Here is a 21,058-nt window from a genome sequence, read left to right as displayed (position 1 = left end):
TCTATTAAGTTTGTTTAATATATACTCTATGTTTATTTAATTATTTTGATAATCAAGTTTTTTATGCCATTTTATGGAACCATAGAAATATTAAAGCTAAAAGAATTCTATAATATCAGAATAATTATTTATATATCTATGATATAATCTATTTAAATATAGATATTTAGGGAGGTATTTATGAATAATAGAAAAACTATAATCTTACTTGAAAATTTAAATAAAGTTATAAAGGGAAAGAAAGAAGTATTAGAGCTTGTTTTAATCACTTTGTTTTCTAGAGGCCATCTTCTTATAGAAGATGTACCAGGTGTAGGTAAGACTACCCTTGTAAAGGCACTCGCAAAGAGTATGGATCTATCTTACAAAAGAATTCAATTTACACCAGATATCATGCCTTCAGATATAATAGGAGTTAGCATCTATGATAAGCACACTGGTAATTTTACTTTTAAAAAAGGACCTATCTTTAGTCAAATATTTTTAGCAGATGAAATAAATAGAACCTCCCCTAAAACACAATCGAGCCTTTTACAGGCCATGGAAGAAGGGGAAATTTCTACAGAAAATGCTCACTTTATCCTAGAAAAACCATTTATGGTGCTTGCAACTCAAAACCCACTTGAATATGGGGGTACCTTTCCTCTTCCAGAAGCTCAACTTGATAGATTTTTAATGAAGATATCCTTAGGCTACCCGGATAAGATAAATGAAAAAGAGATACTAAAAAACTATAGTAGTATTGGAGATTTAAGTCTTATAAGTTCAGTATTAGAAAGCTGTGATATATTAGAAATACAAGGGTTTATAGATAATTTAACAGTTCATGAGGATATAATGGATTATATAGTAAATATCTCAAATGCTACTAGAGAATGTAAAGACTTAGAACTTGGAGCAAGTCCTAGGGCTTCCATAGATTTATTAAAAGCATCAAAAGCTAAAGCATTTTTATCAGGAAGAAATTATGTGATTCCAGATGATATTAAACAAATGGTCTATCCTGTATTTTTGCATAGAATCGTCCTATCTCCTGGTGCTAGAATCGAAAGAAAGAATAAAGATACTATCTTAAAAAACATTTTAAATAATATCTCTATACCGGTAATTAAAGATGCATAAGATTAAGCTTTCTTATATATTTTTGCTTATACTAAGCTTTTCTTTTGCTTTTTTTGTAGGAGGACCTATGCCCTATTTTCTATTTTATATCTCTATTTTAAGCTTTTTAGTTCCTCTAGTTCATCTCTTATTATCATTTATAGGAATAAAAGCTCAAATAAATTTACCGGATGATTCTCTATACACTGGTGTTAAAATAGAAATAGAATACAGGTTAAAAAATAAAAACTTTTTTTCTATTCCAATGATTAATTTTTCTAGTGATATAAGCAAAATACTAAGTGGTAAAAAGACAACAATTAAAACATTATCACTAGGACCTTTTGAAGACTTTAGATTTAGAGATACAATAAGATTAAAAAGAAGAGGTTTCTATGAACTTGTGGATTTAAAAGTAGAGATATCTGATATATATTCTCTTTTTACATTTAAAAAAGAATTCCACAATAAAACTAATCTCTTAGTATATCCAAATATAATTGAACTTGATAGTTTTAAAATCTATTCTAATAAAAACTTAGGAGAATTATCTATGCAAGACTCTATATTTGAGGACAAGACTAGTATATCTTCTATAAAAGAATATACAGAGGGTGATTCTATAAATCAAATCCATTGGAAAGTCTCTGCTAAAAGAGGAACTCCTATGGTAAAGAGTTTTGAACCTGTGAGTAATGCTAATTTAAATATATTTATAAATAATAACAAACTTTATTTTAAAGATGACTTTGATCGTCATATAGAAGATAAAATAGTTGATACTTCACTTGCTATTGTAAACTATCTTCTAAATTTAGATATAGATTTATCTTTAAATACATTTTCTAAAAAAGAGCTAATAGAAATTTCTAATATAAAGAAGGAGAATTTAAAAGTTTTCCTAGAAATGTTTGCACGCTTTAAAGGAAATGGAGAATCCTCCATAATAGATTTAATAGAAGAAAAGATGTATTCTTTTATAGATAATTCTATGATAATGATAATAACTCCAAATTTAGACAAAGAAATGGGCGAAATAGCACTAAAACTTAAAATGAAAAACTTAATTCCTATTTTTATTATAGTAACTGATAAAGAAAATAATGATCCGCTTATAAATAAAGATATAGAAAATAGATTAACCGAGGAAAATATAGAACTATATTTTATAGATTATAATTCAAATATCAAAGAAGAGTTGGAGATAAAGCATGGAAAAAATATATAATAAAAGGCAAAGGTTTTTATTAAACTTATTGTATATAGCTATAATATTTACTTTAACAAGTTTGGTTGGAAAGGTTATAGGGCTTGAAATAGATATATTTAGACAATTAATTATAGTTATTATAATATCTACTATAATTAAATACTTTACTAAATATCCTATCCTTATTTTTATAAGTTTAATAGTAGGGTTTTTAATAATGCTGTTTATTAACACTTATAGATTCCCAATATTTCCCTATATGGCTAATAGAGTAATACTGATTTTTTCAAACTTAATAATAAACATTCAAAATGGAGTGCCTATACTAGAAGAAAACCTATTTATAATGTATTTTATTATTGTAGCTTCTACCTCTGTTTATACCTCTATCATAATCTATAGAATGAAAAACATATTTCTTTTAATACCCATTTATCTATTTGTATTTCTGACTTATTGGTATTCATTTATAGATGAAGCTTATAATTTCACAGTTGTATTTTTATTTCTCTTTTTAATTTTATTAGGATTTGAAGGGTATAAGAAGAGTAAATTAAATGATAATAAAGTTTTTGGTAGATGGATTAGTATTGCCATTACTTACAGTATAATAATTGTATCTATTGCCTTTCTTATACCAAAGTCAAATAACTATATAGGTTGGCCTTATCTTCAAGAAAAAGTATACAATAGTTTTCCTGTAGTTGAGGACTTAAGATACTATAAAGATTATAATAGAAAAACTGCAAACGCAAATCTATTTAATTTTTCCAAATCTGGCTTTTCAGATAAAAATATAGATTCAGAATTAGGCGGTCCTCTTGTTCAAAGTGAAAGAAAAGTAATGACTGTAGACACTAACGAACCTCTCTATTTAAGAGGTAATACTAAACATTTTTATACAGGTAGAAGTTGGGTGAATATGTCTTCTTTGTTATGGGAATATAATTTAAGACAAGACTTCAGCAAATTATCACAGCCAGAAAAAGATAGATATTATATAAGAGATGAAATAACTATAACTTTTGACTCCTTTACATCTAAAAGTATATTTACTCCATATAAAGCTACGAGTATAAGTTCAAATAGAGACTTTTCAATACTTGTAGATAACGATGAGATAGTTACATCTCAAAACGGTATATATAAAAATGAAGGGTATACAGTTGAGTTTTTAAAACCTTTACCATATGAATCATTAATACTTAATAGAGTAAATAAAAGAAAACTAGAATTGATAGATTTAGATTTTTATTTGGGATTGCCTGAAGGAATAATTACAGATAGAACTAAAGATTTAACAAAGTCTTTAGTAGAAGGTATAGAAGATGATTATGTAAAGGCCCTCACCATACAAAATTATTTAAGAAATAATTATAAATACAATCTAAATGTACCTCCACTACCCGAGAATGCAGAATTTATAGACCACTTTTTATTTGAACAGAAAGAGGGTTATTGTACCTACTATGCTAGTGCTATGGCAGTAATGCTTCGTTTGGAAGATATTCCCACACGATATGTAGAAGGATATATTGTAGATGAAAAAATCGATGAAAACAAATACCAAGTTAGACAAAAACATGCCCATGCCTGGGTTGAAGCTTTTATAGAACCTGTAGGATGGATGAGTTTTGAACCTACCGCCGCATATGATTCTTTAGAAAATCCAGAAAAAGAAGAAGAGGAAATAAAACCTGATACAAAAGAAGATATAATTCCAGAAAAAGAGGATATTCCAAAGAAACCTCAAGAAGAAATAGATACTCCTATAAAAGATGAGAATATTGTAGTAGATACAAATGAAAATAAAGTTAAAAATTTATGGATAATTATCTCATTAAGCTCAATTTTAAGCGTTTTATTATTTATTATTATAAGAATTATATGGAGATCTTTAAAGTATCGTTCTAAAGAAAAATTTTTGGCTTCATTACCAAACAAAGAAAAGATTATATATCTATATAAAGATGTTTTAGATCTATTAACTATCTTAGGATTTCCAATACAAAATGGAGAAACTCACTTTGACTACGCGAATCGGATTGCATACAAATTTATAGATTTTAAAGACTATGGAATAAAAGATATAACTGCTATATTCGTTAAGCTTAAATATAGCGATATAGAAGCTACAAAGAAAGATGTTTTATCTCTCTTAAAATATAAACATGAATTAGATAATAGGCTTAAAAACACTCTTGGAAAATCTAATTATCTATATAGGAAATATATCAATATTTATTTTAAAAAGAGAAAAGAAATACCTTAATGCTTTATTAAGTTGCTACAAAATATAAGAGAGACTAAATAGGTCTATTTAGTCTCTCTTATATTCTTCTTTTATAATTATCTCTTGCTTTTACTTTCTGCTAAATCACCAAATACTGGTGTAGGTATTCCAAATCCACCTGAAACTTCCATTATCTGTCCAGTTGTATATTTGGACTCATCACTTGCAAAATATACTACAGCTGCCGCAATCTCTTCTGGTTCTCCCATTCTTTTAATAGGTATGTGTTTTAAGAAAAAGTCTCTAAATTCAGGAGTTAAGTTGTTTTTAACTGCATCTGTAGCAGTCATCCCTGGGAGTACGGCATTACATCTTATATTGTCCCTAGCAGACTGTGTTGCTATAATCTTTGTTAAATAGTTTATAGCTGCTTTACTAACACCATATCCTATTTGACTAATGTCAGGGCTTGTACTAGCTACAGAAGAAATATTTATTATAGACCCTCCACCTTGTTTTGCCATATATTCTATCGCCTTTTGAGAAGATATAAATACACTTGATAGATTTGAATCAACAGTATTTATAAACTCTTCATACTCAGTTGATTTTATATCTAAATCCTTCCTTGGATTGGATCCTCCAAAGTTATTTACAAGTACATCTATTCTGCCTTCATTTTCTACTACTTCTTCAATCATACTAACAAAAGTTTCTTTTTTAGAAGCATCATTGTATACTGCTTTTACATTTATACCTTCATCTTCAAATTCTTTAATTACTCCTTTTGCCTTTTCCATGTTTCTAGCACCAAGATAAACGCTCGCCCCTTCTTTTCCACAAAGATGGGCTATGGCTTTTCCTATTCCATTTGTTGCTGCTGTTACTAAAACTACCTTTCCTTCTAATCTCATCTTAACACTCCCTCATCTTTTTTTAATATAGCAAGCTTATTTAAAACTCAAAATAAAGACTTAAAATTAAGTTTTACTTGCAATAATCATATTTAAAAAATCCTTATAAGAAATATCTCTTTCTATACCCCAGTTTTTTATCTTTTTTTCTTTTCTATTGATCACTTTTTAATTCCTCCTCAATATATACTTTTAATGGCAAATGAGTTATACCCTCCTTTTTCCACTCATATATAAGTTTTTCTAAATTACTTTTATCATTAAAAATGGCGATACCACAGTCTCCCCCACCAGCTCCCGAAGATTTAGCTGCACCATTAAATTTTAAGGCTATATCACACAATCTACTTAATCCAAGTGTCTCTATTTGTATGCCTAGTTCTTGCCCCATATTTACTAATAAATTTCTATTTATCATTATTCCATTTTGAATTCCTAGTAAATCGCCTTTTTCAAAAGCTTTTATAATATTTTCTACACAAGCTTTGCTTTTTTCTAAAAAACTTTTATAGAACTGACTATTATCTTGTCTACTTTTATTTACCCTATCAACCAAGATAGTAGTGCTAGAAGGTCTCCCTGTCCATCCTATTAAAAGATTTAAATCTTCAGGAGGAGTTAATCTTTTAATTTCTAAAAACGGCCACTTTTTATCTAATAATTGTTTAATAGTGAGATTTGCTCTTTTTTCTAGAACCCAGTTTTTATCAAATGTTTTAAAAGAAATCCATCCACCATATACACTAGCAGCTATATCTCCACAAGAACCGTTACTATTTACCTTTAAGTGAACTAATGATGCTAGTTTAAATAGTTTTTCCTTAGTAGTTTCTATACCATAAAACTTACATAAAACTTTTATGGTACTTATAGTAACTGCAGCACTTGAGCCAAGTCCATATTTTTTACCTTCTAGATCTTCAAGTTCACTTTCTACTTTTAAATTATAAAATTTAAGCTCTTTTCCCATCTCCTTTACTAAAATTTCAACTATATTTATACTATTTATTAAATAAAAAAGTCTATTATCTCTATAATCTAAAATGAGCCTTTCATCTTTTCTCTTAAAAGATATGGGTGTATTATCATAAGCTTTTATACTTCCCATATCTTTAGTTTCTTCTAGAGAAACTGTTATAAACCCATCTACTCCCACTATAATAGCTGGATAACCTTTTTCCACCACAGCATATTCTCCAGCTATATAAAGTTTTCCAGGGGAAGTACTACTAATCATATTATCTTCTCCTTTAGATGATTTCAACACCAGGACCTGGTCCGGTTACTATTATTTCATATTCTTTAAAATCTTCCATAAGTCTATTTTTTATCATTTCACCTTGGGATAATCTGCAAAGTATCTTTACATTTGGACCTGCATCCATAGTAAAAAAACAAGGTATACCTTTATCTCTAAGTTCATGAACTATTTGCATAACTAAAATACTCTTGGGCTCAAAGTACATTATAGGTGGATTTGCTCCGAGCATTGTAGCATGCATTTTCAGGGCATTTCTCTCTGTAATATATCCCATCTTTTCAAAGTCCTTTTCCTTTATTGCAATCTTTATTTCTTTTAAATCCTTTTGAGAATCCTCAGGCCAATTTTTATAAAAAGGGGATGTAAGTATAGTACTTTTCATTCCTTCACGACTAGACATCTTTTTTTCTTCCCTATTTACTATTACAACCACCATTCCTATATCCCAAGATGCATCATCTATTTCTACAGCAAAAGAAGTTTTATCATTTATCCCCTTTTGCCACTCTACAATTCCTCCATATATACTTCTAGTAGCACTTCCTGAACCTCTTCTAGCAAATGTAGAAAGTTCTCTACTATTTACATCTAATCCGCTCGCTTTATTAGTAGCGGCAGCAAGAGCTGCAAATCCTGAAGCTGAAGAGGCAAGCCCAGCTGCTGTTGGTACATAGTTTATAGTTTTAATTATTGCTCTTTCATTCATATTCCTAGCAATTCTAAAGAGATCTAGAAACTTACTTATCTTAGATAATGTATTTTTATCTTCTACTCCATTTAGGAAAAAAACATCCTCATTAATAGAATTTGTAAATTCAACCTCTGTTTCTGTATAAAAAGCATCAAGTGTAAGTGAAAGACTGCTATTCATAGGTAGTGACAAATTTTCATCACTTTTACCCCAATATTTTATAAGTGCAATATTTGCATGAGCCCTTGCTTTAGCTTTCATCTTCCTCAACTCCCATATTAGAAATCCAAGTATTTTTAGCTCCATTATTTAATAGTGTATTCGAAATACTTATTGCCTCTTTTTTAGTAGAACAAAGTGTTATAACACATCCCCCAAGACCTCCACCAGTTAACTTGGATCCTAGAGCCCCATTATCGATTGACACTCTTACTAAACTATCAATAGTCTCATTACTAACCCTTAGCTCTTTTAATAGGTTTTGGGCGTTATTCATGGCTTTTCCAAGTTCTATTATTTTTTCTTCTTTTATAATCTTTTTTGCATCACTAGAGAGTTTTCCTAAACTCTCTATTAGCTCTTTACCTCTAGCAGGATTATCTTCTATAAACTTTCTAACCTTTGAAACTGCAAACTTTGTCATACCCTTTTCTCCAGTATCAGAAACTATTAAATAAGCATCTAGTTTAAATTTAAAGACTTCCAAAGGTTTACCTTTTATATAGTAAAGTGGTTTTTCACCCACTACAATAGCCGTATCTATCCCACTAGGATTTCCATGCACTATTATTTCAGAAAAGTTTACTAGAGATGTAAGAGTATTATTATCTAACCGTATATCAAAGTAATCATATAAAGCTCTTATAGCAGAAGCCGCTACAGCAGCACTAGAACCCATTCCCCTTTCAGAAGGTATTGTAGATTTTATATCTATATTAAAGTCCTTTAATTTTTCATCAAGATCTTCTACTACCTTTTTAATGACCGATTTAAGTTCAGAAAATTCTTCAGGTGCCTCTAGTAAAGCTCCATTATATGAGAAGCAATTTAAAACCGTATCACCATTACTCTTATAAATACTTGTCTTTATCTTTGCACTCGGAAAGGGAATAGCTATAGCAGGTTCTCCATATACAACAGAATGTTCTCCCATAAGTATTATCTTTCCAATTGCACTTCCATATGATATTTTTTTATCCATAATTTACCCCTTTAATCTTAGAATAAGATTATCTTTTCTATTATAAAAGGTGCTGCATAGAGTGTCATAAACTGTATCCCATAGTTTACTCCCATTTTGTTTAAACTACCACATGTTAACCCTATTAAAAGCACTCCAAATATGTTTATAAGTCCTGCATCCATATAAGCTAATAAAAATATAAGTGATATAAAAATACCTAGTATTGCCTCATGAGGTATCTTTTTTAATACGAATGCTGAGATACTACTTGCAAATCTATTTGTAATATAATAAGTTATAGAAACTGCTATAAGGCTTCCTATAAGGATTGCTGCAACAAATTCTCCCTTACTCAATAAATGATGTATATTATTTTCTAATGAGAAAACAGGTGGAGCATTAAAAAGGGCTCCTCCAGGACCAATTGCTGTAGGAGAAAGTGGTATTCCTATAGCAATTAGTGGAATTATTATACCAGAAAGATATGTTGATTGGGCTAATGCACTCATAGTTGTAATAGCAGTAGTTGCCTTCTTTGTAGGGTCTTTTATCCTATTTGAAAGTGATTCCCCAAATAAAATAGTAAGACCTACTGGACTAAGTACAAATAAAAAGTTTGCCACTAAAGCCCCAATAATAGAACTCTTAATTTCTTCTTCTGATAATATTTTAAAAGGATTTAATGTTTTACTCACTCTACTATTGCTTGGTATTGAAATTTCTTTTTTGTCTTTTGTAGTTACAATACTTCTGTTCTTCTTATTTAAAAGGTTAAAGAGCGACACTATCAGTGGTCCTATTGTAATCCCTAAGAAAAATGAAGTTGTAATATTTGTTCCTTCTGGCACTATCCCAATACCCCAGTAAAGATGCCTTAAACCCATAAAAAGTATTGCCATAGGTATTATGCTAAAAAGTGATAGTGTTTTGTTTTTTCCTATTAGCGATAAAAATATTGCACCTATAAAAAAAAGTAGTGGAGCAATTATTTTTATCTTAGCTCCAAAGGGAGCTAAGATACCCGATAAGATTAAAGATATAGGAATAGAGATAATAGTTCCTATCAAAGAACCAACCGCCATCTTTCTTATAACTAAAGCAGATAATCCCTTCTCCTTTAGATAAAGAGAATGCTCCATCATAGGACTTGACATAACCCCTCCTGGAAGTCCAACTAAAGCTGTTGGTATAGCATTTACAAGATTTAATGTAACTATAGCTGCTATAAAAAAACTAAGTATAACTACAGGTGGTGTACCTGCTAATATAACTGCAAGAGTTATAGGCATAAGCACTGAAGTTTCATCAGTTCCCGGTATAAAACCTATAAACGTATATATAAAGACCGCTATTAAAGACATTAAAATCATCTGTATTATAATTGTAGTATCCATAAACTTCCCCTTATTCTTCTATTTTTTCCTCTATTACTATAATTCTCTTTGGTTTAATAAAAATTGCTGAAATAGTAAATCCTATAACTGCACCTATTAGACCAAAGAATAGTTGTTTTGTTTTATCATCACTTGGAGCTATCGCATAAAATCCCATAGTAGAAACTATAGAAACAATTATAGCTATTATCAGTGACTTTATTTCAACTACATCTCCCCAAATTTCAACCATTTGTTTTTTCTTATCCATTTTCCAACTCCTTTATATTTTTATATACTTATATAATAGATAAAATCTTTCTAAACTATATATTAACATATATTTACAACAATTTATATTTTGTCTTTATTTAGACAATGAAAAGCACATCTAAGTAGTATTAATTCTCTCCTTTAGATGTGCTTCTAAGTCACTCTAGCTTCCATATATTAAACTATTTTTTAATAATAATTTATTGAAAATTGTCCTACTCCCATGTCTACTTCTATTTCATATTTTGAACTTGCAGCATTAAAATTATCAGAAACATATTTACCATTTTCAGTTTTTATAAGTCCCAAGTCATCAAAATTGGTACTATTTAATGCACCATCATAGTTTAACTTTAATCCTGAACTCTCTGGTATATTTAAGATTATTTGAGAAGCTCCAGCATCTATATCCATAGAAGTAAGTTCCGCCTTATCTCCAAGTGTTATTTCAATTTTACCAGCACCCATATCTACATCTAACTTTTTTACCATTATATCTTTTAAATTTAAATTTCCAGATATAGCTCCTACATCTAGATCAAGTTCCCATGGAATTTCTTTATTTAATCCGAGTTCAAAACTCCTTTTATTCTTATTATTCAAAATATCATTTGGAATCTCATTTGAAATATAAAGATTCTCTTCATTTCCTTTTCTACTAAACTTATAATTAAAAGTTCCATCATGTTCTAGTTTTGCAAAATCATCATCTATTGGATCTATATTAAAACTTGTAGCCCCTACATCTAAATCAAGTTTTCCTTTTTCTATATCCTCCCTCATCTCTACAGTATATATTTCATCTTTTAAATTGCCATTGGAAGTTTTTTCCAATATATTACCCTTTATAAAAAGACTATAGACAATTAATACAATAAAAAATAAAATCCACAATATGGTGTTTAAACCTTCTCTTTTAAACATTATATTAATTCCCACTATAACTAAAATAAGTGGCCACAAATCAAATACTCCTCTTATCATATAATTCACGATATTATAAACGTTTACATTGATTAAGTTTAAATTACTTAAAATCCATATGATTCCTATTACAATTAAAACAATACCTAGATTTACCTTTTTATTTTTTATTTTAATCACCCCTTTGAACTATTTTATATACTAATCTTTTAGCTTTGCACGGACTATGATTCTTTTTTTATTGCTTATTCCATCTTCTCTTTCACAGCTAGTAAGTGTTAAGGCACCATAGTCTGTAGCATTTATAACTGAAATATCTGTAGGATCTACTATAAATACCTTTTCTACAATATATTCATGAATTCCCTGAGATGTTTCCAAAGTTATCTTATCTCCTTCTTCCAGTTTATCTAGATTTCTAAAGTAATCCGCAGGTCCTGTTCTGTGTGCTGCTATAGCGACATTACTCCTTCCCCCTGGAAAGTCTGTATCTCTATAGTGAGCTGGAGGATAGTTTGCATTTTGAGCGAAAACATCTATATTGCTTGCCTCCATCTCAACTACCATAGCTTCTAAATCTATCTTAGGGATGTTCATAAGAGTATCTGGCCATCTATCATATTTTATCTCCTTTTGTTCTTTTCCATCTTTTTGGACTGATTCATTTAAAGTTTGTTTTTTTTCTATAAATTCTTCTTTTAGTTTTTTTTGCTCCATATTTGCAAAGAACCTAAGCCTTATAGGATAAGCCATAGTTAATATTCCAATTAATATTATAGTAAATCCAATTATTTTACGTTTTTTCATCTATCCCACCTCTTTAAATAATATACCCAAATTATATAGCCAATCCTCTATATAGTAAATAAGATATCTAAACTTTTAAAAGTTTAGATATCTTATTTACTATTAGTCTCCTACTCCAAAATCTGTATTATTATATAATACTTCTATATTAGGATTTTCATGTTAATTTATTTCTAATGTACCTATTTTTTACATAGTCATAAATAAAAATTCCCTTAAGTAAAAACCTAAGGAAATTAAAATAGTTTATTTTACAGTATCAATTATAATATATGGCTGAATTTGATAAGGTTTTGAAGCAATATTTCTATCTTTCCACATATAAAACCATCTCTCTAGTGGATAGTAATAGTATCCATCTTGCCAGTGATCAGATGTATCATAAGAATCTGCAAATATTAATATATCGTCACCGATAGATGGTGTCCCATTATTGTCATAACCAATAATAGTTTGCCAATGTCCATCCCAATCACCCCATTCTACCATAATTGGGCGTCCTTTATCTAAGTTATTTCTAAGCCATTTTACAAAGTAGCTTTCACCTGCATCATCTACAAATTTATCTGTATCATCGCTGTTTTCACTAGAATAAAGGCTCATAGAAGAAAAAACAGGTTTTAGATTTCCTATATCAGCTGGTGATGTTCCATCAACTTCTTTTATTAAATCACTATCTTTATAATTTTCTTTATAACTCGTTTCTACCACTTTAAATCCTTCTAGATTATTAAAATAATTATACATCCTTTTTACATCTGTTCCATATTCATAAAAGTTATTTGCACTACCCGGTTTTGCATTAGGAGTGTCTAAATCCGTTGATGATTTCATAGCTACCGCTAAGTCCATTTCAGTAATATCAGTTGTACCAAAGTGATTTAGTACCATAAGAGCAGCTGCATTACCGCAGCTCCATTCCGTTGTTTGCTGCATAGTTTTAAACTTAGGAATTATTACAACTTCATCATCAGATTTCATATTATAAAAATCTGGATTTAGATAATACTTAGATTTTTCATTATCTCCAGCGTTTGAATAAGAATCTGCACCACCATTAGCATCATAATCTTTACCTGAAATTAATTCTGGTTTTTGTTTTTTTACATTATCTGCTTTTGGGTTAGAAGTACATGCACTTAAACCTATCATTGACAATACTACAAATAAAGCCATTACTTTTTTCATTTTATTTTATCCCATCCCTTCAAATCAATTTACAACAATTTATTATAACTTGGAATAAAATTAATGTCAATATAAATGATAATTACATAAAGCAGCTGTTACAATCATAAAATTTACTCTTTTTTAACTTTAAATATTAAAAGTTCATTACCTCAAAGTATATAAACAAATCTATTTTTTCTTATAATGGTTTTTACCTTTTTTACTAACTATAGTAGGGGTTTTTATAGGTTCTATATCCTCATCACTTTTTAGAGAAACCCATATAGAATTACCTTCACTTTTATCTGATTCAATTTTAAGAAATTCCATCTTCTTTAAAAATCTTGATAACTTTGTATCTCCATAGTTCCTAACATCAAAATCAGGATATCTTTTTGCCAATCTATTACCAAGTTCTGCCATATTTATACTTTGATTCTCTGAATCTGATTCATTTATCATTTTAATTATAGCTGCTTTAATAACATTTATATCAGTCATTCCTTTTTCTTCTTCATCATCTGTCTTCTTGCTTTTAGAACTATTAGAACTACTATCTGTTTTTTTGCTAGTTTTTATTGATTGCGTATTCTCACTTGTAGAAGCAAGAACATCCAAATATTTAAATTGATTACAAGCTGCAATAAATGGTTTTGGAGTCTTTTTTTCACCCATTCCCACAATAAGCATACCTGATTCTCTAAGTCTGGATGCAAGCTTAGTAAAATCACTATCACTAGAAACTATACAAAAGCCATCTACATGATTAGAGTACAATATATCCATGGCATCTATTATCATAGCCGAGTCTGTAGCATTTTTACCAACTGTATATCCATATTGTTGAACAGGAGTGATAGAGTTTTCAAGTAGGATTTCCTTCCATGATCCAGCATTTGGTTTTGTCCAGTCACCATAAATTCTCTTATATGTAGCCACACCATAGTTTGATATTTCATCCATTATATATTTAATATATCTTGCTGATACATTGTCTGCATCTATAAGTACTGCAAATTTCTTATCTTCAGCCAACATTATTCCCCCCTTTAATTTTTATTGTCAATTTATGTATAAGACCCTATAGAAAATTCTTCCTTTAATCTATAGGGTCTTAATTTTAAGATTACTTAATCTTTTTTACCCAATCGATGTAATTATCTAAAACTTTATCCAAACGCTTTATAGTTGTGTCATCATTAAATTTTCCATTTTGGTCAAACTTATCTTGTATATTTCCTATTAATACATGATTACCTGGGAGATTTAAAGCTGCTACTCCAGGGCAGTCTAAAACCTTACGAAGATCTGATTGACACCTTGCTGTTCCAATATCTCCACTGGAAGAACCTACTATAAATGTTGGCTTCTTTGATAAAACCCTATCACCTCTTGAACACCAATCCAGGGCATTTTTTAATCCCCCTGGTATTGAGTGATTATACTCTGGTGTAGAAAAGAGTACTCCTTCACTTTGTTTAATCTTCTCTTTAAATTCTTTTACTGGGTTTGGTGGATTTTCTTCAATGTCTTCATTAAATACTGGTAAATCATTTAATAAAAGAATTTCCATCTCTAGTTTATCCTTATATCTTTCTTTTATAAAATGAGCTACCTTTCTATTATACGATTCTTTCCTTAAACTTCCAACTATTATAATAATTTTCATTTTAAATCCTCCCATATATTAATACTCTTAATGTAGATATTACCCATTTTAAGTATATTTAATAAGCAAGTTATTTTTTGGGGTTAAAAAACAATTTATTTATTAAGAGATTTTCTTCTAAAGAAATAAACAATACATGTCAAAACAGGAATTGCAATTACAAAAATTACAAATAAAATACCATAAAATAGATCAAATTGCTTCCTGATTCCAATAACAGATCTTTCATTTAGTATTAGCATAGAAACCACTGCACTGATTCCCCCTACTATAAAAACAATGATCTTATCTTTTTCATCTTTATTGAATATTTCCCTTAGAACTCTAGTTGCTAAATAAAGAAATCCCGTCAGCCTCATAAAATTAGTAATTAACCAAGCTATAACAAATACTGGATCAATTCTCTCTAAAATCTTAATGTCCTTTAAGGATCTTGTGTATAAAAGAAAAGCAAAATTTGAATGTCTAGATTGTTCTACACCTAGTGATCCAAAAACTACAACAATTATTATTGCTGAAAATAATAATGATAATACAGTAGTTATAAAAAATATTTTATTTATATCCTCTTTATTTTCAAGTTCAGGTACAATCATAGTTAATAAAAATATATCAGTATAAAAAAATGTTAATTGTATAGCACCTAAATTCATATCTTTAAAAGATGAATATTTTAATATTGGTAATAGGATAGAATAATCTACTTTAACAAGACCTAATAATACTAATAAGGTAATTATAAATAGTGCTATTGGAATTAATATCTCTGATGCTGTCAAAATATTTTTAATACCTCTAGTAACTAAATATATACAGGTTATGACCATAACCCCTATGATAACAATATTAGATGTGTCCACTAAAAAGCTAGTTGCTACTAACTCAGATTGTATGGTTATTCCATTGATTGAAAGCATTATAAAATACAATACATATAATATACCCAAAATTTTACCTATACTTTTACCAAATATCTTTTTCATATATCCAATTACACTATATTCAGTAAATTTATTTGCTAAATATAGTAATGGAATCATCACAATAAATGTATGGGTAATCGATAACATCACCATTATCCATATATCATGATTATATGGTGGAAGATTAATTGCTGGCAAAACAGATATAGAAATCGATACTCTAGTTGCCATAATATATAGCATCATCTGTCTTGTAGTTATCTTTTCCACTATCATTTTTCTCTTCCCTTCTCAAGATTTGGGGGAATATTTGTTAAACCTGTTCTTACCATATTTGTTTCTACTTTTACTGTGTAAATTATATCTGGGAATATCTCCTTGTCCCAATCATCAGAAATCTCATTCCATACTTCAGGATATTTGATATATACTAAGTTTTTTATATCTAAGTTATCAATTTGAAATTCTTTTTGTGCTTTATTCATAACTGTTTCAATATATTTTTCTATTCTTTTTGAACAAGCCTTTTGTATAGAATTCTTAACATCTAACTCAGTAACTCTGAGTCCCTCTGTTTCCTCCCCCAAAGTTCCTTTAAGTCTTACATTTATATTTAGATGTATCTGTCCGTCCACTATTTCAATATCCTTTTTTGTCCTACTACTTATAATCTCCATCGTAGTAAATTTCCCTTTAGTGGCGATAAGCTTATTATCGATTTTGCCATCAGGCACCTCAAATACTATAAGGCCACCTTTTACTTTATTTGTCATAAAATTAAATCCTATCATCTCATCCGCTGTATAGTATCCTTCTAATTTATCTCTTCTAAAAACTGCACCTCCCATTACATTTAGCACAGTTTTGCTTGGTATATCTTTAACCTTCTTTTTATTTGTTTCTATTTTTTCTACCTTTTGGACAACACCTAGCAGGGGAGTCTTGTTTTTATAGAAATACTTAAAATATTCATATAAAGTAACACTTCTAGTTTTTGAAGTATATTTAAAATTTTCAATTAGTCCTATCAAATAATCGCCTGAAGTAGATGCTACACCTGCATTAATCCCCAGTAAATTGTATCCTTTATCACCCTTAGCTACTAGCATATATAATGCCTCTCTTGGTTCAGAATCGTTTAAAAAATCAACTATATAATCTCCAATCCCTCTTTTGGCAAATTCTTCTCCAAAAACAACCACCATATTGTGAGCTGTGTATAACTTTCTATCAAACTCTAATGTGGCATTTCTATATGCTTCAAAAATAGTATCACCTGTACTCTGAACATACACCACTTTATCTTCTATAGGATTACCTGGTTCAGTAGCTGGTGGTATGACAACTTCATTAGTGAGTATTATCTTTTCATTTTCTATATCCAATGCTGTAGCTGTTATTATACCTAATTCATTTAATTCACGTGATCCAGCACAAGAAGTACATACCATTAGCATTAAAGTTAAAATAATTATAGATATTGCTTTCTTTATCATTTTACTTGCTCCTTCTTCTTGAATACTTGTTAGGTATATACTTTGGTCTATAGTTAAGCTCTTTCATAGGAGCTCTCTTTATAAAGTCTTTCATTCCTTCTTTATCATAGGGAGCTATTGGATAAAGATATGGAACTCCAAAAGATCTAACACTAACAAGATGAAATGTCAATATTAATATTCCACAGACTATACCATATAATCCAAAGGAAGCAGCTAATAAAAATAAAAACAATCTATTCATAATAATCATTTGCTTTAATTGTGGATTTACAAATTCTGTTATTCCAGAGATTGAAACTACAATGACCATAACTGCACTTATAAGACCTGCTTCTACAGCTGCTTGACCTATTACTAAGCCACCTACTATAGTAGCTGTTTGACCTACAGGTTTAGGTAGTCTAATTCCTGCTTCCTTCAATAACTCAAAGAAAAAGATTATAAGTAATGCCTCTAAAAAGCTGGGAAGAGGTACACCTTCCCTTTGTCTTGCCATGGAAATCAATAATTCTTTAGGTATCATTTCTTGATGAAAGTTTATCAAAGCTATATATACACCAGCTAATGTAATACTTATCAAAAAAGATATGAATCGAACAATCCTTAGATATGTACCATGGCTAGGTTTAACATAATAATCCTCTGGCACCATAAAATTTTCTATAAAAAAACTTGGCAAAGTTGAAGCACTAGGTGAACCATCACATAAAATCCCTATTCTTCCTTCTAAAATTTTAGCAGCTAACACATCAGGCTTTTCAGTATTAAATATAGTATTTATCATGCTCTTAGGTGCATCGTCAATATATTCTTCAATATAGGATATATCAAGAATTGCATCGATTTTGATCTTTTTAAACCTTGCCTTTAATTCTGCTAAGATGTCTTCATTGACTATCCCATCTATATAAACTATGGATACTTTTGTATTTGTTTCTTGTCCAAAAATAAAATCTTCGAAAATCAAATTGTTATTTCTAATCTTACGTCTTATAAGTGTTTTGTTTACACTTATATCCTCCACAAAGGCCTCTTTTGGACCTTTAAGGACCTGTTCGTTTTGAGATTCTTCTACTGCCCTCTTTTCATAGCTGGCAAGATTAAATATATAACATATTTCAAGACCTTCATGAAAGAGTATAACGTTTCCATAAGTTATTGCTGATATGATATCATCCATATTATCAGTTTCTTCCATTCCAGAAATTGATACTGTCGATTTAATATCTAATGAGGATTTTAAATTGTTCATTAAAGGTTCCAATATATGCTGATTTAAAGCCTCTTTATCTATAAATCCATTCAAATAAACAACTAAGGCCATACCATTTGCTAGAGTCTTAAACTCATATAAGACTAAATCTGATGAATTTTTGAAAAGTTGTTTTATTTTTATTTTATTTTCATCTATATTCCTGGATATCATAAAGGCCCTCCATTCATTACACCATTATATATTAGTATTGCCATTTAAAATATAATCTATAACTTTAAGATTGACCTTGTTAACCCATTAAATCTTTTGTGGTGATGAGAAAAATTTATGATAATGTCTTAGCTATACCATAAATTATATTTCCACTTTGATTTCAGTACCAACTCCCAATTCACTTAAAATAACAATATGACCTTTATAGTTTTCAACTATATTTTTAGCTATTGATAATCCTAGTCCAAAAGAGTTATTTGACTTACCTCTTGATTTATCAGCTCTATAAAATCTATCCGTTATAAATGGTATTTCATCCTCTGGAATACCTATTCCGTTATCTTTTACTGATAATGTAGTTTTTTCTTTCTCTTTATATAATTTTATATCTATAATAACAGTTTCTTTGTCATTATATTTTATTGCATTTTCAATAAATATCATTAACAGTTGATTTAAATGTTCTTCTCTTATCTTAATCTTAATGTTTTCTTGAATATCAAGATTAAATTCTACCTTATGATTTAATATCTTATAGTTTTCAATAGTTTCTGTTATTAAATCTTTGGAATTTATAGCTTCTATTCCATTTATATCAATATTGGTATTATCTGATTTTGAGAGTACTAATAAGTCATTTACCATCTTAGTTAATCTCTCAACCTCCTGTAAACAGATCATTATAGACCTTTCAGACCTTTCTTCATCATATTTCCCCCATCTTTGAATCATATTTAAATGTCCATTAAGAGCCGTTAATGGTGTTCTAAATTCATGAGAAGCATCTGCAATAAGTCTGCTTTGTTTATTGAAAGAATCTTCTAAGTCATCCATCATTGTATTGAAAATTATATTTATCTTGTCAAACTCATCATTTTTAGTAGAAATTTCTACTCTATGTTCTATCCCTTTGTCTTTTACTTGTTTCATAGTGTCAGTTAAATTGTTTAGTCTTTTTAAAAATATTTTAGTAACATAAATAGCTCCAATAATGCTAAGTACTAGTCCTATTAATAGTGCATATATAAAAGTTGAAAAAAAGCTTTCAATAAAATCATTGAATATGCTTTCACGCTGGATGATTTGAATTCTATAATCAGTATCATTTATTGAAATAGGAGAATCTAATATTATATATCTTTTAAATTGTATAAGCTGAGTATATGTCTTAAGTTTAATATCTTCTACACTTAACGGAATGTTATCCCACACATTAGAAGGTGTGAAATAATGAATAGTTCCACCCTGATAAATACGTATAAATTCTTCTCTTCCCTTTATAAACTCATTAAGATTAATGAATTTATCTTCTTCGATATTAGCATAGGATAATAATAGCTCAATATCATGATATTTATTTCTTATTTGTTCCTTCTGGTAATCAATACTAAAAAAATTCAGACTTATAAGCTGAATAAACATATACACTATCAAAATAGTAGTAATTATACCTAATGATACAAATGTAAGTTCCATAAACACTGGAAGTTTTGTTTTATTCTTCATATTTATGACCTCATAATATATCCAACTGATCTAATTGTTTGAATATATTCTTCCTTATCGTTGGGATTAAGCTTATTTCTTAAATATCTAATATAGACATCAACAACATTGGTTTTGGGGTCATAGTCATAGCCCCATATGTTTTCTAGTAATGAATCTCTGGATACAACTCTATCTTGATTATTAATTAAAAAAACTAATAATTCATATTCTTTAGTTGTTAAATTTAATTCTTCTTGCTCCTTTTTTACTACTCTAGAACCTTGATCAATTAATAAATCTTTAAATTTAATTGTTATTGAACCACTATTTTCTTTTCTTCTAAAGATAACATTAATACGAGCAAGAAGTTCCTCAATTGCAAAAGGCTTCGCTAAATAATCATCTGCACCAATTTGAAGTCCTGCAACCTTATCCATAACACTATCTTTTGCACTTAACATTATTATGGGTGTATCTTTTTCTTTTTTGAGACGTCTACATACTTCAAATCCATTTAAAGTTGGTAGCATAAGATCTAATATTATCAAATCATAATCTTTATTTAAAGATTCGTTTAATCCCTCTTTCCCATCGGCACAAATTATGGCACTATATCCTTCGTATTCTAACTCATTTTTTATGAAATCTGATATGGATGTCTCGTCTTCAATTATTAGTATTCTTTTCATCTTTTAGCTCCTCTTATAAATAAATGGTGAACCCTCAGGTTCACCATTTATTATACCCTATTTTTCTAATCTTCGTAATGTTCATTGTCATTATCGGAGTTTGTCAAGCAAGTTGTCGCATTTAGTATAAAAAATATATTCCGTTGTTTCCGATTTGCCATTGATATGGAGCCTCTGCCTATATGGTTTTAGTACCTGAAGGCATGACTAATAAAGGTACT

Annotated in this window: 19 protein-coding genes; 3 read left to right on the top strand and 16 right to left on the bottom strand. The window is 29.2% G+C overall.

The annotated features are described in order from the left end of the window. The first annotated feature begins 180 nt into the window (after positions 1-180). The 3 genes from TICRE_RS01555 to TICRE_RS01545 all read left to right on the top strand — a co-directional run bounded on the left by TICRE_RS01555 (position 181) and on the right by TICRE_RS01545 (position 4,583). Entirely contained in the window at positions 181-1,122 is a 942-nt protein-coding gene (locus TICRE_RS01555; RefSeq protein ID WP_075724437.1) for an AAA family ATPase, read from the top strand. Between the two features lie 67 nt (positions 1,123-1,189). Next, positions 1,190-2,329 (top strand): DUF58 domain-containing protein, encoded by a 1,140-nt coding sequence (locus TICRE_RS01550; protein WP_075724435.1) that lies wholly within the window; start codon positions 1,190-1,192, stop codon positions 2,327-2,329. After that, positions 2,313-4,583, top strand: coding sequence for a transglutaminase TgpA family protein (locus TICRE_RS01545; protein ID WP_075724433.1), 2,271 nt, complete (start codon positions 2,313-2,315; stop codon positions 4,581-4,583). Before TICRE_RS01550 ends, TICRE_RS01545 begins: the two co-directional genes overlap by 17 nt. Before the next feature lie 77 nt (positions 4,584-4,660). Here TICRE_RS01545 and hdhA read toward each other — a convergent pair whose 3' ends face one another. The 16 genes from hdhA to TICRE_RS01465 all read right to left on the bottom strand — a co-directional run bounded on the left by hdhA (position 4,661) and on the right by TICRE_RS01465 (position 20,837). Then, a complete protein-coding gene (gene hdhA / locus TICRE_RS01540; RefSeq protein ID WP_075724431.1) occupies positions 4,661-5,458 on the bottom strand; it encodes a 7alpha-hydroxysteroid dehydrogenase in 798 nt (265 codons plus the stop codon). A 154-nt stretch (positions 5,459-5,612) separates the two neighbouring features. Next, positions 5,613-6,695 (bottom strand): phosphomevalonate kinase, encoded by a 1,083-nt coding sequence (locus TICRE_RS01535; RefSeq protein ID WP_075724429.1) that lies wholly within the window; start codon positions 6,693-6,695, stop codon positions 5,613-5,615. 13 nt (positions 6,696-6,708) lie between these two features. After that, positions 6,709-7,671, bottom strand: coding sequence for a diphosphomevalonate decarboxylase (gene mvaD / locus TICRE_RS01530; RefSeq protein ID WP_075724427.1), 963 nt, complete (start codon positions 7,669-7,671; stop codon positions 6,709-6,711). Continuing rightward, positions 7,661-8,611, bottom strand: coding sequence for a mevalonate kinase (gene mvk / locus TICRE_RS01525; protein ID WP_075724425.1), 951 nt, complete (start codon positions 8,609-8,611; stop codon positions 7,661-7,663). The genes mvaD and mvk overlap by 11 nt, the downstream gene beginning before the upstream one ends. A 17-nt stretch (positions 8,612-8,628) precedes the next feature. Beyond that, a complete protein-coding gene (locus TICRE_RS01520) occupies positions 8,629-9,987 on the bottom strand; it encodes a tripartite tricarboxylate transporter permease (RefSeq protein WP_075724423.1) in 1,359 nt (452 codons plus the stop codon). Positions 9,988-9,997: 10 nt separating this feature from the next. After that, positions 9,998-10,237, bottom strand: coding sequence for a hypothetical protein (locus TICRE_RS01515; RefSeq protein WP_075724421.1), 240 nt, complete (start codon positions 10,235-10,237; stop codon positions 9,998-10,000). A gap of 191 nt (positions 10,238-10,428) precedes the next feature. Further along, on the bottom strand, positions 10,429-11,343 hold the full coding sequence (locus tag TICRE_RS01510; protein WP_143583002.1) for a LiaI-LiaF-like domain-containing protein: 915 nt from the start codon (positions 11,341-11,343) through the stop codon (positions 10,429-10,431). Positions 11,344-11,364: 21 nt separating this feature from the next. Then, positions 11,365-11,970, bottom strand: a complete 606-nt coding sequence (locus tag TICRE_RS01505; RefSeq protein WP_075724417.1) for a sortase — start codon at positions 11,968-11,970, stop codon at positions 11,365-11,367. A gap of 246 nt (positions 11,971-12,216) precedes the next feature. Next, on the bottom strand, positions 12,217-13,158 hold the full coding sequence (locus tag TICRE_RS01500) for a C39 family peptidase (RefSeq protein ID WP_075724415.1): 942 nt from the start codon (positions 13,156-13,158) through the stop codon (positions 12,217-12,219). Positions 13,159-13,329: 171 nt separating this feature from the next. After that, positions 13,330-14,175 carry an NYN domain-containing protein gene (locus TICRE_RS01495; RefSeq protein WP_075724565.1) on the bottom strand — a complete coding sequence of 282 codons (846 nt, stop codon included), beginning with the start codon at positions 14,173-14,175 and terminating at the stop codon, positions 13,330-13,332. Between the two features lie 91 nt (positions 14,176-14,266). Further along, a complete protein-coding gene (locus tag TICRE_RS01490; protein ID WP_075724413.1) occupies positions 14,267-14,809 on the bottom strand; it encodes an NADPH-dependent FMN reductase in 543 nt (180 codons plus the stop codon). 95 nt (positions 14,810-14,904) lie between these two features. Then, the gene (locus TICRE_RS01485; protein WP_075724411.1) at positions 14,905-16,008 is read right to left on the bottom strand and encodes a GerAB/ArcD/ProY family transporter; all 1,104 of its coding nucleotides are present in this window, start codon (positions 16,006-16,008) and stop codon (positions 14,905-14,907) included. Then, positions 16,005-17,228, bottom strand: a complete 1,224-nt coding sequence (locus TICRE_RS01480; protein ID WP_075724408.1) for a Ger(x)C family spore germination protein — start codon at positions 17,226-17,228, stop codon at positions 16,005-16,007. Before TICRE_RS01480 ends, TICRE_RS01485 begins: the two co-directional genes overlap by 4 nt. 1 nt (position 17,229) lies before the next feature. Beyond that, on the bottom strand, positions 17,230-18,657 hold the full coding sequence (locus tag TICRE_RS01475) for a spore germination protein (protein ID WP_075724406.1): 1,428 nt from the start codon (positions 18,655-18,657) through the stop codon (positions 17,230-17,232). A gap of 144 nt (positions 18,658-18,801) precedes the next feature. After that, positions 18,802-20,166: a sensor histidine kinase gene (locus TICRE_RS01470; RefSeq protein WP_084191718.1), complete on the bottom strand. Its 1,365-nt coding sequence runs from the start codon at positions 20,164-20,166 to the stop codon at positions 18,802-18,804. 2 nt (positions 20,167-20,168) lie between these two features. Then, positions 20,169-20,837: a response regulator transcription factor gene (locus TICRE_RS01465; protein ID WP_075724404.1), complete on the bottom strand. Its 669-nt coding sequence runs from the start codon at positions 20,835-20,837 to the stop codon at positions 20,169-20,171. Positions 20,838-21,058 lie beyond the last annotated feature (221 nt).

The sequence above is a fragment of the Tissierella creatinophila DSM 6911 genome (assembly GCF_001940565.1).
Lineage (GTDB): Bacteria > Bacillota > Clostridia > Tissierellales > Tissierellaceae > Tissierella_A > Tissierella_A creatinophila.
This window is presented reverse-complemented; position numbering and strand designations above follow the sequence as displayed.